At 63.0% G+C, this 15,804-nt stretch carries 14 protein-coding genes; 7 read left to right on the forward strand and 7 right to left on the reverse strand.

Annotated elements, in window-relative coordinates:
- Window positions 1-12 precede the first annotated feature (12 nt).
- The 3 genes from gabP to glaH form a co-directional block, all read right to left on the reverse strand.
- Window positions 13-1,404 (reverse strand): GABA permease, encoded by a 1,392-nt coding sequence (gene gabP, locus V3314_RS16835; RefSeq protein ID WP_338459330.1) that lies wholly within the window; start codon window positions 1,402-1,404, stop codon window positions 13-15.
- A gap of 151 nt (window positions 1,405-1,555) precedes the next feature.
- The gene (gene lhgO / locus V3314_RS16840) at window positions 1,556-2,818 is read right to left on the reverse strand and encodes an L-2-hydroxyglutarate oxidase (protein WP_338459331.1); all 1,263 of its coding nucleotides are present in this window, start codon (window positions 2,816-2,818) and stop codon (window positions 1,556-1,558) included.
- A 115-nt stretch (window positions 2,819-2,933) separates the two neighbouring features.
- A complete protein-coding gene (gene glaH / locus V3314_RS16845) occupies window positions 2,934-3,911 on the reverse strand; it encodes a glutarate dioxygenase GlaH (RefSeq protein WP_338459332.1) in 978 nt (325 codons plus the stop codon).
- A gap of 195 nt (window positions 3,912-4,106) precedes the next feature.
- Between glaH and csiR the strand changes: the two genes are divergently transcribed.
- The 3 genes from csiR (at window position 4,107) to V3314_RS16860 (ending at window position 7,062) form a co-directional block, all read left to right on the forward strand.
- Window positions 4,107-4,802 carry a DNA-binding transcriptional regulator CsiR gene (csiR, locus tag V3314_RS16850; RefSeq protein ID WP_015270630.1) on the forward strand — a complete coding sequence of 232 codons (696 nt, stop codon included), beginning with the start codon at window positions 4,107-4,109 and terminating at the stop codon, window positions 4,800-4,802.
- A 210-nt stretch (window positions 4,803-5,012) separates the two neighbouring features.
- Window positions 5,013-5,693 carry a response regulator transcription factor gene (locus V3314_RS16855; protein ID WP_046616581.1) on the forward strand — a complete coding sequence of 227 codons (681 nt, stop codon included), beginning with the start codon at window positions 5,013-5,015 and terminating at the stop codon, window positions 5,691-5,693.
- Window positions 5,671-7,062 carry a HAMP domain-containing sensor histidine kinase gene (locus V3314_RS16860; RefSeq protein ID WP_135002715.1) on the forward strand — a complete coding sequence of 464 codons (1,392 nt, stop codon included), beginning with the start codon at window positions 5,671-5,673 and terminating at the stop codon, window positions 7,060-7,062. Before V3314_RS16855 ends, V3314_RS16860 begins: the two co-directional genes overlap by 23 nt.
- Window positions 7,063-7,196: 134 nt before the next feature.
- Here V3314_RS16860 and cysS read toward each other — a convergent pair whose 3' ends face one another.
- The gene (gene cysS / locus V3314_RS16865; RefSeq protein ID WP_085598612.1) at window positions 7,197-8,579 is read right to left on the reverse strand and encodes a cysteine--tRNA ligase; all 1,383 of its coding nucleotides are present in this window, start codon (window positions 8,577-8,579) and stop codon (window positions 7,197-7,199) included.
- A 9-nt stretch (window positions 8,580-8,588) separates the two neighbouring features.
- Window positions 8,589-10,292: a glutamine--tRNA ligase/YqeY domain fusion protein gene (locus tag V3314_RS16870; RefSeq protein ID WP_046616584.1), complete on the reverse strand. Its 1,704-nt coding sequence runs from the start codon at window positions 10,290-10,292 to the stop codon at window positions 8,589-8,591.
- Window positions 10,293-10,539: 247 nt separating this feature from the next.
- Between V3314_RS16870 and V3314_RS16875 the strand changes: the two genes are divergently transcribed.
- Both V3314_RS16875 and V3314_RS16880 read left to right on the forward strand, forming a co-directional pair.
- Entirely contained in the window at window positions 10,540-11,040 is a 501-nt protein-coding gene (locus V3314_RS16875) for a peptidylprolyl isomerase (RefSeq protein WP_003259195.1), read from the forward strand.
- A complete protein-coding gene (locus V3314_RS16880; RefSeq protein ID WP_046616585.1) occupies window positions 11,037-11,759 on the forward strand; it encodes a UDP-2,3-diacylglucosamine diphosphatase in 723 nt (240 codons plus the stop codon). The genes V3314_RS16875 and V3314_RS16880 overlap by 4 nt, the downstream gene beginning before the upstream one ends.
- Before the next feature lie 121 nt (window positions 11,760-11,880).
- Here the strand turns inward: V3314_RS16880 and V3314_RS16885 are convergent, their stop codons facing one another.
- Window positions 11,881-14,196, reverse strand: a complete 2,316-nt coding sequence (locus V3314_RS16885; protein ID WP_338459334.1) for an acylase — start codon at window positions 14,194-14,196, stop codon at window positions 11,881-11,883.
- A gap of 195 nt (window positions 14,197-14,391) precedes the next feature.
- Between V3314_RS16885 and V3314_RS16890 the strand changes: the two genes are divergently transcribed.
- The gene (locus V3314_RS16890) at window positions 14,392-14,766 is read left to right on the forward strand and encodes a fe2+ zn2+ uptake regulation protein (RefSeq protein WP_046616587.1); all 375 of its coding nucleotides are present in this window, start codon (window positions 14,392-14,394) and stop codon (window positions 14,764-14,766) included.
- A gap of 36 nt (window positions 14,767-14,802) precedes the next feature.
- Here the strand turns inward: V3314_RS16890 and V3314_RS16895 are convergent, their stop codons facing one another.
- Window positions 14,803-14,991 (reverse strand): hypothetical protein, encoded by a 189-nt coding sequence (locus V3314_RS16895; protein ID WP_003248064.1) that lies wholly within the window; start codon window positions 14,989-14,991, stop codon window positions 14,803-14,805.
- Window positions 14,992-15,142: 151 nt separating this feature from the next.
- Between V3314_RS16895 and V3314_RS16900 the strand changes: the two genes are divergently transcribed.
- Window positions 15,143-15,601, forward strand: a complete 459-nt coding sequence (locus V3314_RS16900) for a hypothetical protein (RefSeq protein WP_338459335.1) — start codon at window positions 15,143-15,145, stop codon at window positions 15,599-15,601.
- The last annotated feature ends 203 nt before the right edge of the window (window positions 15,602-15,804 follow it).

The following is a 15,804-nucleotide window of genomic DNA, read 5'->3' on the forward strand; positions in this document are numbered from 1 at the left end:
AGGCCGAACGGCTCAGGCGCCCTGCCCTACGCGGCCTACCACCACCTCGCGCGCCCGACGCCGTGTGACCAGAAGGCCCGAACACACCACCAGCACCGCCAGTACCATGGTCGATACCACTTCCAGGCGGTGATCCGGGCGGAACAGCATCAGCACCAGTACGCTACTGATGAACAGAATCACGCCCCAGGTCAGCCACGGGAACAGCCACATGCGGTAGCCCAGTGTCTTGCCCTGTGCAATCAGGCGCTGGCGCAGGCGCAACTGGGAAACGGCGATCACCAGGTACACCAGCAAGGCTATCGCGCCGGAGCTGGCCATGAGGAAGCCGAACACCTTGGCCGGTACCAGATAGTTGGCGATCACCGCCAGGAAAGCTGCGCCAGTGGACAGCAGCACAGCTACCACGGGAGTGCCGCTGCGGCTGGTCACCTGGGCACAGGCCGGTGCATCGCCGCGGCGGCTCAGCGAGTAGACCATGCGCGACGCGGTATACAGCGATGAGTTGAGGCAGCTGGTCACCGACGTAAGCACCACGAAGTCGATGATGGCCTTGGCATTCGGCACACCCAGGGTGTCCAGCACCGTGACATAGGAACCTTCGGTGGCCAGGCGCGGGTCGGTCCACGGCACCAGCGCGATGACGATGAAGATCGACAGGATATAGAACAGGGTGATCCGCCAGATCACCGAGTTGGTGGCCTTGGAAATATGCTTGCCCGCTTCGTCGGATTCGGCTGCGGCGATGGTCACCACCTCGGCGCCGAGGAAAGAGAACATGGTAATCAGCATGGCGCTGAGCACCGCACCAAAACCGTTGGGCATGAAGCCGCCGCTATCCCACAGGCGTGACACACCGCTGACACCGGTGCCTGGCAGCAGGCCGAAAATGGCGCACACCCCCAGCGCGATGAAACCGACGATGGCCACCACCTTCACCAATGCCAGCCAGAACTCGAACTCACCGTAGTTCTTCACGCTGAACAGGTTGGTGGCGGTCAGCAACAGGGTAATCACCAACGACAAGACCCAGATTTCCAGCTGCGGGACCCAGGAGTTGATGATGGTGGCGGCAATATTGGCCTCGATGGGGATGATCAGTACCCAGAACCACCAGTACAGCCAGCCGATGGTGTAGCCGGCCCACTTGCCGATGGCAAGGTCGGCATAGGTAGAGAACGAACCGGTGTCCGGCGAGGCGACGGCCATTTCGGCCAGCATGCGCATCACCAGCACCACCAGCGCGCCGGCCAGGATATAGGCCAGGATGGTGGCGGGCCCTGCTTCGGCAATCGCGCGGCCGGAGCCGACGAACAGGCCGGCACCGATCACGCCGGCAATGGACAGCATGGTGACATGCCGTGATTTCAATCCATGACTCAAATTGTTCTTGTGGGTTTGCATGGCGCTACCTTGTTGTTTTTGTCTTGCCCACGCAGGGGCCGTCGGCTTGCACGTCACCGACGCAGGCGCGAAAAAGCCCGCCCTGCCCCAGATGGTGAGTAGGGCAGTACGGGTTGAGTAAAACGAAACCGCAGAACGTATTGCGGGTAGGTCAGCCGGCTGCCCGCTGACGGGGCGCTAGGTCGGCCTTGGGGAAACCACTGCCCTGGCGGCCAACCTGCTCACAGACCTTGTCGACGATGTAGGCGCCGATCGGGATGGCGGAGGTGGCGGCCGGAGACGGCGCGTTGCACACGTTGACGCTGCGAGCGGTGTTGACGAACAGGAAGTCGTCGATCAGCTTGCCGTCACGCGACACGGCCTGGGCACGCACACCAGCCGGGTAAGGCGTGAGGTCGGCCTTGGTGATGCTCGGGCAGTACTTCTGGACCTGCTTTAGGTAGCCACCCTTGAACAGCGAGTTCTTCATCTCGATCAGGCCAGGGCGGAAGTTCTTCGCCAGCACCTTGAGGATGCCGGGGGTGGTCAGGGTCTGGAACAGGTCGCTGGGGCTGACGTCGCTCTTGCGGTAACCCTCGCGCTTCATTGCCAGCACGGCGTTGGGGCCAACGGTGACGGTGCCGTCGATCATGCGTGTCAGGTGCACGCCCAGGAACGGCATGGACGGGTCGGGAATCGGGTAGATCAGGTGGTTGACGATCTGGTTGTGCTGCTTGGGCAGCAGGTAGTACTCGCCACGGAACGGGCAGATGACGAATTCGGTACGCAGGCCCAGCATGCTCACCACGCGGTCGGCCATCAGGCCCGAGCAGGTCACCAGGAAACGGCTGCGCAACTCATCGTCATGATGGTCGCCACGCGTGCGCACGACCACTTCGCTGGCCAGCTCCTGCAGGCCGACCACCTCGGCGCCATAGCGGATTTCACCGCCGGCGCGCTGGAACTCGGCGCCCATGGCTGCAGTCACTTCGGCGTAATTGACGATGCCGCTGGAGGGCACGAAGATGCCGCCCATGCCAACGATATTGGGCTCGCGCTCGCGCAGCTCGGCCGCCGACAGCCAGTAGCGCTCCAGGCCATTGGCCGCGGTGCGCTCCCACAGCGCCTTCATGCGCTGCATTTCCAGGTCGTTGGTGGCCACCAGCAGCTTGCCGCACTCATCGAAGCGGATACCGTGCTGGGTGCAAAAGGCCTTGGTGGCCTTGTTGCCTTCCAGGCAGAAGCGCGCCTTGAGGCTGCCGGGGGTGTAATACACGCCGGCGTGGATCACGCCGCTGTTGTGGCCGGTCTGGTGGCGGGCCGGGCCGGACTCTTTCTCCAACAGGAGAATCTTCGCATCCGGGTAGACCTTGATCAGGTGCATGGCCGTGGACATGCCCACAATGCCACCGCCAATGATGATGAAATCGTACACAGCCTTTACCTCACACGCAGGCATTGCCTGACTGGCTCACCAAGGCCCGCGCGGGCCCTGGTGGCATCGTTTTGTGCAAAGACGCGTGGGCGGGCGCCCGCCCCGCGCCCTGTCATTATTGCCCGCGCTGGTACAGCGGTTTTGGGAAGGCCACGTAGCCGCGCTGGCGCATCAGCTCGCGGCGCAGGCCTTCGTGCGGCGTGAAGCGGTCGCGGCCATGCAGCCAGAATAGGTTGTTGATCAGCAGGAAGCTACCCACGCCAACCGGTACCGAAAGCTTCTTCTGGCTGCCTTCCAGCGACTCGGACAGGGCGTTCAGCCAGATGCCCTCCTCGTAGTTTTCCGGCTGCACGAACTGGTCGATGTAGCGCATGGTCGGGCGGCCTTCGGCATCGGTGTCGAATACCGAGTGGAACACATCTTCGGACACCTTCTTGCTCGGCGGTGCGGTCCAGCGCATTTCGCGACGGGCCAGCGGGTGGCGGAAGAATTCGTCGCACTGCTCCCAGTCGTCCAGGTGCAGCAGCAGCGAGTTGCCGCCTTCCATGTTCTTTTCGTCGATCTTCAGCATCAGCACGTAATCGGTGATCTGGTTGACGAAGGTGCCATCGTTGTGCAGCTCCATGACCCGGTGCGGCTGACGCAGGTAGCTGTCGGAATTGTCGGTGTTGACCACCACGAAGCGGGCATAGAACTGGCCGCTCATGGCGTCGTAGTTGGAGCGGCCGATCAGATGGGCGCAGGCGGTGGTGAACTTGACCATGTCCTCGGCCTGGCTCACGTCATCCAGGCCGACCGGGGTGATCAGCATGCCGCCGCTGGCGCGGTTGAGGATGGTATTGAGCAGCACCGGCCGCAGGGTGCCCTGGCACAGCTCGTCGAGGATCTCGCCAACCCGGAAGCGCAGGAACGACTTGTACTCCAGCGCCTGCACCGGCCACTGGGCAACCGCCTGGACGAACGCTTCGACCGTTTCACGGGTAAAGGTGAGCTCAAGCAGGCGCGGCGACTGTTTCGAGGGGGCGATGGTGAAACCACGCGGTTCGAGCGGCAGTGGCATCACAAGTTCGTCGATCTGCGTAAAAGCGTTCATGGCAGTGTCCTTGTAGAGAAAGTGGGTGGCGCCGTCCGGTGGTGACCTGGATCAGTGCGGGCGAGCTAAAATTATCGCCATAAACACAAAATGTCTACATTTTTATTTTTCAACGACAAACATCGAATTTGTCCATTGTTTTTCGCCAGCGAACGCTTTCGGTATGATCGACAAAACCGTTTGAGGAACAGGACCTTGGAAGCGCTCGCCCCCCGACAAAACTCAGCATTCAGCGGGTATGAGAGGCTCAAGAAGGACATCATCCGCGGCGTGTTCAAGCCCGGAGAAAAGCTGCTGATGAGCACCCTGAAGGAACGCTATGACCTGGGCGTGGGCCCGCTGCGCGAAGCGCTGTCGCAACTGGTGGCCGAGCATCTGGTCAATGCGATCAGCCAGAAAGGCTACCGTGTGGCGCCCATGTCGCTGGACGAGATGAACGACATCTACGATGCCCGCGCCAACCTGGAGGCGATGATCATCACCCTGGCCATCGAGCGGGGCGACGACGCCTGGGAGGCGTCGGTACTGGCCCACTCGCATACCCTGGCCAAGGTGGTAGAAGTGAAGACCCGCGAGCAACGCCTGGATGTATGGGACGAACGGCACAAGGCGTTCCACACGGCCATTGCCTCGGGCTGCGGCTCCAAGCACCTGCTGCAGGCGCGCACCTACCTGTTCGACCAGGCCGAGCGCTACCGCCACCTGTGGCTGACCCAGACGGTGTTTTCCGAACAGGCCCTGGAGCTCAAGCGCCAGGAGCATGCGGCACTGGTGGAAGTGATTCTGGCCCGGGACGCCAAGCGTGCCAGTGCCATGATGCGTTCGCACCTGATGACTCCGGTGCCGATCATTGCGCAGATCATGCACGCCGAGGGTATCGGCGCACGCTAGAGGGTTGCTTTATGCCTTTCAGGGCCCTAACGCCGGCAAGCCAGCTGCCACAGGTACTGCGCTGCCTTCGGGGCCTGGGGGGCTCTGTGGGAGCTGGCTTGCCGGCGATAGGGCCAGTGCAGGCAAAACACGCCAGATGAATTTTTCTTAAATCGCCGCTTGGCTATTCTTTGGCACAATCAAGTCTCCATTAGATGCCCGGGAACCAGCATGCCTCGCGTACTGACCATCGAAGACGACGCCGTCACCGGCCAGGAAATCGTCGCCGAACTTACCAGCCACGGCCTGGAGGTGGATTGGGCCGACAATGGCCGTGAAGGCCTGGCCAAGGCCATTGCCGGCGGCTACGACCTGATCACCCTGGATCGCATGCTGCCAGAGGTCGATGGCCTGACCATCGTCACCACCCTGCGCAGCCTCAAGATCGCCACGCCAATCCTGATGATCAGCGCCCTCTCCGACGTCGACGAGCGGGTACGCGGCCTGCGTGCCGGGGGTGACGACTACCTGACCAAACCGTTCGCTTCCGACGAGATGGCCGCGCGGGTCGAAGTGCTGCTGCGCCGCAACAGCGTGCCCATGACCCAGACCCGCCTGCAGGTTGCCGACCTGCAACTGGACCTGATCAGCCACGAAGCCCGCCGCGGCGAACAGACCCTCAACCTGCTGCCCACCGAGTACAAGCTGCTGGAGTACCTGATGCGCCATAGCGGCCAGGTGATCACGAGAATGATGATTTTCGAGGAAGTCTGGGGCTACCACTTCGACCCGGGCACCAACCTCATCGATGTGCACATCGGCCGCCTGCGCAAGAAAATCGACTCACCCGGCCAAACGCCGCTGATCCGTACGGTACGGGGCTCCGGCTATGCCATTGCTGAACCCGTCTAAGGGCTGGAGCTCCTCGACCAGCCGCCTGCTGGCGCTGTACAGCTTTCTGTTCGTGGCCTGGAGCAGCATCCTCATGGGGGTGCTGTACTTCGAGGTATCCAGCTACCTGAACAAACTCACCCGCCATTCGATGCTGCAGCGCCAGCACCTGTTCGCGCACATGAGCGGCAAACAGCTGGACGACGCTCTGGTCGCCAGCCAGGCCTTCGAAGAGCGCAGCTTCGATGCCTACGGCTTGTTCGACAACCAACTCAACCCGATTGGCGGGCGCATTCGTGCCATCCCGCCGGAGCTGGGGCTGGACGGCAAGGTTCACGAACTCAAGCGCTGCCTGGACGCCGACGACCCGCACATGCCGCGTGACAGCTGCGACGCGGTGGCGATCAAGGTGCAGGATGGCCGCTGGCTGGTGCTGGTGCGCGACAACGGCTCGCTGTTCGTGGTCACCCGGATCATCCTGCATGCCCTGCTCTGGGGTATCTCGCTGACCCTGATCCCCGGATTTGCCGGCTGGTACCTGCTCAGGCGGCGCCCACTCAAGCGCATTCGCGCGATCCAGGCCCAGGCCGAACTGATCGTCGCCGGTGACCTTACCCACCGCCTGCCGCTGTCGGCCCGGCGTGACGAGTTGGACATGCTGGCGGCCATCGTGAACGCCATGCTCGACCGCATCGAGCGGCTGATGCACGAGGTCAAGGGCGTATGCGACAACATTGCCCACGACCTGCGCACCCCGCTCACGCGCCTGCGCGCCCAGCTGTACCGCATTCGCCAGCAAAGTGACGTCGACTCCACCCAGGCCGAGGCACTGGACCAGGCCATCGGCGAAACTGACACCCTGATGGCGCGCTTTCGCGGCTTGTTGCGCATCAGCGAACTGGAAGACCGCCAGCGACGGGCAGGTTTCGTCCAGCTTGACCCGTACGAACTGCTAGTGGAGTTGCATGACTTCTACCTGCCTTTGGCCGAAGATGGTGGCATCCGCCTGGAACTGCAGCAGCCGGCCGAACTGCCAGCATTGCATGGTGACCGCGAGCTGCTGTTCGAGGCATTGGCCAACCTGGTGGGCAACGGCATCAAGTTCACGCCCGAGGGTGGGCTGGTGCGGATATCTGCGACGCAGGACGACAAGGGCCTGCACCTGGCCATCGAGGACAGCGGGCCGGGTATTCCGGAAGAGGAACGGGCAGCAGTGCTGAAGCGCTTCTACCGTAGCGATGAAGGCCACCGCCATGCGGGGTTCGGGCTGGGGTTGTCGATCGTTGCGGCGATCGTCGACCTGCATGGGTTCGGGCTGGAGGTGGGGGAAAGCGAGCTGGGTGGGGCCAGATTGGTGTTGCACTGCCCGCTTGCCGGGCTAGCCAAATAGAAGCTGGGGCCGCTATGCGGCCCATCGCCGGCAAGCCAGCTCCCACAGGGACTGCGCAGTTCTTCAGTATTGCGCGGTTCCTGTGGGAGCTGGCTTGCCGGCGATGGGCTGCGCAGCAGCCCCAATGACATCGATCAGTCAGCCAGACGCCAGGTAGTCCCACCCTTGCTGTCTTCCAGCACCACACCCATGGCGGTCAGCTGGTCGCGAATGCGGTCGGACTCGGCCCAGTTCTTGTCCGCACGCGCCTGCAGGCGCGCCTGGATCAAGCCCTCGACCTCAGCGGCATCCACCTTGCCTTCGGCACCGGCGCGCAGGAAGTCATCAGCTTCCAGCTGCAGCACACCCAGCACATCACCCAACTCGCGCAAGCGACCGGCCAGGCCGGCCGCAGCCTCCACGTCGCTGTCGCGCAGGCGGTTGATCTCGCGCACCAGGTCGAACAGCACGGCGCAAGCTTCGGGGGTGCCGAAGTCGTCATTCATGGCCACGCTGAAGCGCTCGACAAAGTCTTCGCCACCCTTGGCCGCCACCCGTGGCAAGCCACGCAAGGCGTGGTAGAAGCGCTCCAGTGCGCCCTTGGCATCGCGCAGGCTGTCTTCCGAATAGTTGATCGCGCTGCGGTAGTGGCTGGCCACCAGCAGGTAGCGCACCACTTCAGGGTGGTACTTCTCGAGCACGTCACGGATGGTGAAGAAGTTGTTCAACGACTTGGACATCTTCTCGCCATTGATCCGGATCATGCCGCAGTGCATCCAGGCGTTGGCGTACTGCTTGCCGGTGGCCGCCTCGCTCTGGGCAATCTCGTTCTCGTGGTGCGGGAACTCCAGGTCGCTGCCGCCGCCGTGGATGTCGAAGCTCTCACCCAGGCAGCAGGTGGACATCACCGAGCACTCGATGTGCCAGCCCGGACGCCCCGGGCCCCATGGCGATTCCCAGCTTGGCTCGCCCGGCTTGACGCCCTTCCACAGCACGAAGTCCAGCGGATCCTGCTTGGCTTCGTCGACCTCGATACGGGCACCGATGCGCAGGTCTTCGATCTTCTTGCGCGACAGCTTGCCGTAGCCGACGAACTTGCCGACGCGATAGTACACGTCACCGTTGCCCGGTGCGTAGGCATAACCCTTGTCGATCAGGGTCTGGATCATCGCGTGCATGCCGGCGATATGGTCGGTGGCACGCGGCTCCTGGTCCGGCGGCAGGATGTTCAGGCGGCGCTCGTCTTCGTGCATCGCGTCGATCATGCGGGCAGTCAGGGCATCGAAGCTTTCGCCGTTCTCGTTGGCCCGGTTGATGATCTTGTCATCGATGTCGGTGATGTTGCGCACATAGGTCAGCTCGTAGCCGCTCTTGCGCAGCCAGCGGGTGACCAGGTCGAAGGCCACCATGCTGCGGCCATGGCCCAGATGGCAGTAGTCGTATACGGTCATGCCGCAGACGTACATGCGCACCTTGTTGCCATCCAGCGGTTTGAAGGTTTCCTTCGCTTTGCTCAGCGTGTTGTAGATGGTAAGCACGGCGGTTCCTCAGCTGCCCCAGGAGTCACGCAGAGTGACAGTGCGGTTGAACACCGGGCGGCCCGGCTGGCTGTCTTTCAGGTCGGCGCAGAAGTAGCCTTCGCGTTCGAACTGGAAGCGGTCCTCGGGCTGCGCCTGGGCCAGCGACGGCTCGGCACGGCAGCCGCTGAGCACTTGCAGCGAGCCTGGGTTGATGTTGTCCAGGAAGGTGCCGCCCTCCTCGGTCTTTTCCGGGTTCGGCGAGCGGAACAGGCGGTCGTACAGGCGCACTTCGCACTCGACGCTGCCCTCGGCCGGTACCCAGTGGATCACGCCTTTGACCTTGCGGCCTTCCGGGTTCTTGCCCAGGGTGTCCGGGTCGTACGAGCAGCGCAGCTCGACGATGTTACCGTCGGCATCCTTGACTGCCTCGTCGGCGCGGATCACGTAGCTGCCGCGCAGGCGCACTTCACCGGCCGGTTCCAGGCGCTTGTAGCCCTTCGGCGGCTCTTCCATGAAGTCGTCGCGGTCGATGTACAGTTCACGGGAGAACGGCAGCACGCGCACGCCCATGTCTTCCTTCGGGTGACGCGGCAGTTCGAGCTGCTCGACCTGGCCTTCCGGGTAGTTGGTGATGACTACCTTCAGCGGGCGCAGCACGCACATAGCGCGCGGTGCGGTGCGGTCCAGGTCGTCACGGATGCTGAACTCGAGCATCGACATGTCCACCACGCCGTCGGAACGGTTGGTGCCGATCATTTCGCAGAAGTTGCGTATCGAGGCCGGGGTGTAGCCACGACGACGGAAGCCGGACAGGGTCGACATGCGTGGGTCGTCCCAGCCTTCGACGTGCTTTTCGTCCACCAGCTGCTTGAGCTTGCGCTTGGAAGTGATGGTGTAGTTCAGGTTCAGGCGGCTGAACTCGTACTGGCGCGGGTGTGCCGGCACCGGCAGGTTGTCGAGGAACCAGTCGTACAGCGGACGATGCCCTTCGAACTCCAGGGTGCAGATCGAGTGGGTGATGCCCTCGATGGCGTCCGACTGGCCATGGGTGAAGTCGTAGTTCGGGTAGATGCACCACTTGTCACCGGTCTGGTGGTGGTGGGCATGGCGGATACGGTACAGGATCGGGTCGCGCAGGTTCATGTTCGGCGAGGCCATGTCGATCTTGGCCCGCAGCACGCGCTCGCCATCCTTGAACTCACCGGCCTTCATGCGGGCGAACAGGTCGAGGTTCTCGTCAACGCTGCGCTCGCGGAACGGGCTGTTCTTGCCCGGTTCCTTGAGGTTGCCACGGTACTCCTTGGCCTGCTCGGGGGTAAGGTCGCAGACGTAGGCCTTGCCACGCTTGATCAGCTCGACCGCCCAATCGTGCAGCTGATCGAAGTAGTCGGAGGCGTAGCGTACATCGCCGGCCCAGTCGAAGCCCAGCCACTTGACATCGCTCTGGATGGCGTCGATGTACTCCTGGTCTTCCTTGGCCGGGTTGGTATCGTCGAAACGCAGGTGGCAGACGCCCCCAAATTCCTTGGCCAGGCCGAAGTTGACGCAGATCGACTTGGCGTGACCGATGTGCAGGTAGCCATTGGGCTCCGGCGGGAAACGGGTGACGATGCTGCTGTGCTTGCCCGAGTCCAGGTCGGCCTGGATGATCGGCCGCAGGAAGTTCGCAGGGACAGCGGGGGCGCCTTTGGCAGCGGCGTTGGGCGCGTTGTCGGCAGTGGGCTTGCTCATAGGATCCTTGAATGCACGTGTCCGGCCTGGGTAGGCCGATTGAATCAAAGGGCCTATCATAGCCGAAGCAGTCAAGCTGCTGACAGTCGGGCCCGGACAAACTGGCGTGATTTATCACGGCTTTTTGCCGCAGCCTGGCAAAATGGCCAGTGCGCGCCATGTGTCGCGATCGCCTGATCCTGCGTCAGGTGATAACCCGCGCCCTGCGCACCCTAATTCCGATTGCCTTGAAAGAGCGAGTTTCAGCATGTCCAAAGTCAAACTGAGCACCAACCACGGCGACATCGTCCTGCAGCTGGACGCCGAGAAAGCGCCGCTGACTACCGAAAACTTCGTTCAGTACGTCAAGGACGGCCACTACAATGGCACCGTGTTCCACCGTGTGATCAAGGGCTTCATGATCCAGGGCGGCGGCTTCGAGCCTGGCATGAGCCAGAAGAAGACCCGCGCCAGCATCCAGAACGAAGCCGACAACGGCCTGAAGAACAAGAAGTACAGCATCGCCATGGCCCGTACCATGGAACCGCACTCCGCCTCGGCGCAGTTCTTCATCAACTCGTCCGACAACGACTTCCTCAACCACAGCGGCAAGAACGTGCAGGGCTGGGGCTACGCGGTATTCGGCGAAGTGATCGAAGGCCGTGAGATCGTCGACGCCATCGAAAAGGTCGCCACCGGTTCCAAGGCCGGCCACCAGGACGTGCCGAAGGACGACGTGATCATCGAGAAAGCCGAGATCGTTGAGTGATCCTGCTGATCTCCGATCTGCACCTGCAAGAAGAACGCCCGGACATTACCCGGGCGTTTCTTGATCTGCTCGATGGCCGTGCCCGCCACGCCAAGGCGTTGTACATCCTTGGCGACTTCTTCGAAGCCTGGGTCGGCGACGATGCCATGACGCCCTTCCAGCAGTCGGTCTGCCAGGCCATGCGTCAGCTGAGCGACAGCGGCACGGCCATCTACCTGATGCATGGCAACCGTGATTTCCTGATTGGCCAGGCCTTCTGCGACGCTGCGGGCTGCACGTTGCTGCAAGACCCCAGCGTGATCGAGCTGGGTGGTGAGCAGGTGCTGCTGATGCATGGCGATACCTTGTGCACCCGCGACCTGGCCTACATGAAAATGCGCCGTTTGCTGCGCAACCCGCTGAGCCTGTGGGTGTTGCGGCACCTGCCGCTGTCTGCCCGCTACAAGCTGGCCCGCAAGCTACGCAGCGAAAGCCGTACGCAAACGCGGATGAAGTCCACCGAAATCGTCGATGTCACGCCGGAGGAAGTGCCGAAGGTAATGGCGGCGCATGGTGTACGTACCTTGGTCCATGGGCATACCCACCGGCCGGCGATACACAAGCTGGTGGTCGACGGGCAACCGGCACGGCGTATCGTGCTGGGCGACTGGGACCGCCGCGGTTGGGCCTTGCAGGTTGACGAACAAGGGTTTCAGCTGGCGCCGTTCGAGTTTTCCTGACCAACCGAGTCTCCTTCTTCGCGGGTAAACCCGCTCCCACAGGTACTGCACCAAAGCTGCAAGCGGCACGATACCTGTGTGAGCGGGCTTACCCGCGAAGAGGCAGACACAGGCTAACGCCTCAAGGCCGGCTGACCACTGCCTCCTTGTCCCGCTCACTTATCACCACTTCCCGATACTCCGGATCAGCCTTGATCTGCGCCTCGGTAAACGGAATCACCACCAGTTGCCCGGCCGCAAACGCCTTGGTCTGGTCAGCGGCATGCACCGAAGCCGCTTCACTCGACTGGGAAAACGCCAACAGCCCGCGGGCCTGCGGCCCCTTGTCGGTAAAGCTGACCAGTTGCAGGTAGCTGGTACCACTGACCACCAGCCGCTTGCCATGCCCGTGCGGCACGCTGTAGATCGCGTTGTAAACGCCCAAAGCCTGCGGGCCACCCGGCACCGGTGTACCATCGCTCGCCTGTTGCACCTGCCCCCAGCGCGCATCCCCTGCCATGCCGCTGTCACTCACCTGCTTGTGCGACGCCAGTGCGGCCTGGTGCAGCAACTTGCGCACGGCCGCCTGCTCTACCGCCAGCCCTCGTGGGGTATGCTGCGGGTCGGCCGGGTCGAAAGCCACCCGCCAGCTTTCCGGATGCTCGGCCAAGATATCGAATATGTTCAGGAAATGCACCAGGCCAATGCCGCTGTCCAGGTCAGCCTTGCCATTCCAGGCCGCCAGGCTGCTGCATACCGCCTGCACATCCGCATCGGCGCCCTTGCACCACTGCAGCAGGTCAGGCAATACCAGGCTGGCCAGGTAGACCTCGTCATCGGTCACCATGCGCTGCAGGTCGTCAACGCCCAGGCGGGCAGTGCCCTGCAGGCGTTGCAGGGCAAAGCGGCCACGCATGCCCAGCGGCTGGTCACTGCGGCTGACCAGCGGCGAATAACCGGTCAGCGGCTGCGCCGGGTTGGCCATCCAGGCCGGGTCGTTGGAGTTCTGCACGAAATCTTCGCGCTCCAGGCTCGGCAGCAGCCGCGCAGGGAAGATTCCCGGCTGCGCGGCCTGCGCATCGACCTTCCACTGGCACGCACTGCGTGAGCCATCCAGTACCACCAGGCGCCCCTGTGCCTGCGGGTTGCTGCACGCACTCAGCAGTTGCTGATCCACATAAGGCACCACTGACTGGTTCAGGTACAAGGCCTTGCCTGCCGGGTCCACCGCCAGCGTGTTGACCCAGGGAATACCCTGGAGCTGCTCGATCGAGCCTTTCAACGTAGCCAGGCTGTCGGCATGGTTGATCTGGTACCACTGCTGCAACACCCGAGTGTTCTCGAGGTTGGGGTCGCGCAGGCTGTAGGCGGCATGCGCATCCCAGTCCAGGCGCCCCGGCCATTGCACCACCGGGCCGAACTGCGAACTGTAGACCTGGCGCTGTACCTGGCTCAGGCTGCCATCCTCGGCCTTGACCGCAACGCTGACGGTTTGCCGGGCCAGCGGCAGCGACTTGCCATCGAGCAGGTAGCGGGTCGGGTCCTTGGGGTCGAGTTGCAGGCGGTACAGGGTGAAGTGCTTCGATGTGTCGACGGTGTGCGTCCAGGCCAGATGCTGGTTGAAACCGATGTTGACCACCGGCAGGCCCGGCAATGCCGCCCCCATCACATCGAGCTGACCGGGAATGGTCAGCTGCATCTGGTAGAAGCGCATGCCACCCATCCACGGGAAGTGCGGGTTGGCCAGCAACAGGCCGCGGCCATTGGCCGAACGTTGAGCCCCGACGGCCACTGCATTGCTACCGCGCTCAGCAGCAAAACGCTGCTGCCTGGCCAGCGCCGCGGCAAACCCTGCCGGCACCTGCTGGCTGGCCAGCATTGGTGGTTGCGCTCCCGCCAGCGCTTCGACGAACTGCCCGACACCGCCTTCGGCGAGCAGTCGACGGGTCAGCTTGACCAGGTCCTCGCTGCTGATCGGCCGCAGCCACTCGCCGTTGCCACATTCGCCAGGCAACCCCTGACTGCGGCGCTCGGCCAGCGCACGGTTGTAGCCACTGGCATAACCTGCCAGCAGCGCCTGTACCGGCGCGGGCTGCGCCTGCAAGAACGCCTCGACTGCCGCCGGTGTGTTGAGCCAGGCGAAGAACACATCGCTGGCCAGGTTGTCACGCTGCTCCAGGGTCTTGCCCTTGGCACCGAAGTAGCGCGAGCGCTCGCCACTCACGGTAAGCACTTCATTGGCCAGCAGGCACAGGTTGTCCTGGGCATAGGTGTAGCCGATGCCATAGCCCAGGCCGCGCTCGTCCTTGGCAACGATGTGCGGCACTCCGTAAGTGGTTCGGCGAATCTGCGCACTGGCATCGGCTGCGGCCGACTGCACCGGCGCTGCGCCGACGCTGAAGGCTGCCAAGGCGGCAGCCAGGCCTGCGCAAGTCATGGGACGGGAAAGTGGAAGCACGGGCAATCCTCGGGTTCGGGGGTCATCCCGATCAGACGAATGGCCAGATGAAAATTTTACGTATTACAAGGCAACGGAACGTCTTGAACAGAACCAGGCTTTTTTTTGCGCGTGGGCTGCAGTTTTTCCGTTCTCATTCGTCCTACTAAGTGAGGCACCCAGATTTCGGGTTCGTCCACGAAAAGGAGCATTCACATGTACAACCCGCAACCCTCGATCCAGGCTGGGCGTGTCCCAGGCAAAACGCCCACGGAACGGGACGTTTTTGCTGACGAACGCATCGGCAACGAACAGATCCGCGAGCTGTTGCGCAGTTTCGGCCTGCGTACCAGCCTGATCCGCCTCAAGGTCATCGATGCCTTGCACGCCGCCGACCGCAGTGGCCGCAGCATTGGCGTGCGCGGCGTACACGCACAACTGGAACAGCTGGATATCCCGCTGTCGTTCCTCAGCGTGCGCGAAGTGCTCAAGCGGTTGTGCAGCGAGGGTGTCATCCAGCTGGGTAGCGACAAATGCTACAGCCTCGACCCGCAAGCGCGCGCTGTGCTCGAGCGAAGGCCTTTGCGCTGAGCGCGTGGCCGGCCATGCCTGGCCGGCCCGGCAAGGTCAGGGTTTGACCTTGCGCCGCAGTATGCCGTTGATCACCACGACCACCACGGCGATGGCGATGGCCAGCATCTGGAAGGTCTGCTCACTGATCGTGCCCTGCTTCTGCAGGTGGGACAGGCCCAGCATCAGGCCCAGTACCACCAGGATGATCAGAAGGGAATATTTGAGGCGCTGCACGTGTGTCATCGAAGGTTCCTTGCAACATCAGGGGCAAATGGCTCGCAACGAGCCGCGGCAATGATACAACGGCCACCGGCCCCGGCGCTGCATTTCCTGCTGGGTGGGGCGGCGCCGGCCTGAAAGCATGGGGCTCCCAAGCACCCATGCCGGAGGCACCATGTACAAACCCCTTCTGTTCGCGTCGCTGTTCCTGACGCCCTTTTCCCTTCATGCGCTGGACACCTTGCAGACCCCGCCCGAGCAACTGCTCGAACTGGGCCGCGAACTGGCTGCCAGCGCGGGCGCCAGCCAATGGCAACAGCTGTGGCAGCGCGTGCGCCAGGCCGGTTACCTGCAGGCAAAGGGTGCGTCGTTACATTTCACTGTCCCCCCCGCGCAACTGCCCGAGCTGGCCCGGCAAACCCTGGCCCAGGCCGACCAGGTACAAGCACAGCTGCAGACCCAGGCACTGTACCGCCGCAGCTTTGCCGACCAGGTCATCGGCCACCGTGACGGGCAGCCGCTGCATGCGCTGTGCCTGCTGGTCGATTGGCGTACGCTGCCACAAGGCATGCGCGACTCCCCCCAGGCCTACCTGCGCAGCGCCAGCCTGCTGAGCAGCTATCCGTGCGACTGAGGGATACCACACCCAACGCCCTGCACAGGGAGTGACGTGATGGGAAATCACCCGCCACAGCCAAATGTTGAAGCCATGTCCTACAACGCCGGATATCGCTGCCTGCAAAACCTGTTCGCGGAAACTACAAGCCCCAACCCATATGGCGCCTAGCGACATGCCTCGGCTGTCACTGAAAATCCAGCCACACCTTCGACATAACG

Origin of the sequence: Pseudomonas sp. TE3-3-F2023 (assembly GCF_036784815.1) — a bacterium.
Lineage (GTDB): Bacteria > Pseudomonadota > Gammaproteobacteria > Pseudomonadales > Pseudomonadaceae > Aquipseudomonas > Aquipseudomonas pudica.

Bases quoted from the DNA above. Each gene is read 5' to 3' on its own strand.
- gabP (WP_338459330.1), bottom strand. From the start codon at position 1,404: ATGCAAACCCACAAGAACAATTTGAGTCATGGATTGAAATCACGGCAT.
- glaH (WP_338459332.1), bottom strand. From the start codon at position 3,911: ATGAACGCTTTTACGCAGATCGACGAACTTGTGATGCCACTGCCGCTC.
- V3314_RS16860 (WP_135002715.1), top strand. From the start codon at position 5,671: ATGCCATTGCTGAACCCGTCTAAGGGCTGGAGCTCCTCGACCAGCCGC.
- V3314_RS16900 (WP_338459335.1), top strand. From the start codon at position 15,143: ATGTACAAACCCCTTCTGTTCGCGTCGCTGTTCCTGACGCCCTTTTCC.
- V3314_RS16890 (WP_046616587.1), top strand. From the start codon at position 14,392: ATGTACAACCCGCAACCCTCGATCCAGGCTGGGCGTGTCCCAGGCAAA.
- V3314_RS16870 (WP_046616584.1), bottom strand. From the start codon at position 10,292: ATGAGCAAGCCCACTGCCGACAACGCGCCCAACGCCGCTGCCAAAGGC.
- V3314_RS16855 (WP_046616581.1), top strand. From the start codon at position 5,013: ATGCCTCGCGTACTGACCATCGAAGACGACGCCGTCACCGGCCAGGAA.
- V3314_RS16895 (WP_003248064.1), bottom strand. From the start codon at position 14,991: ATGACACACGTGCAGCGCCTCAAATATTCCCTTCTGATCATCCTGGTG.
- V3314_RS16875 (WP_003259195.1), top strand. From the start codon at position 10,540: ATGTCCAAAGTCAAACTGAGCACCAACCACGGCGACATCGTCCTGCAG.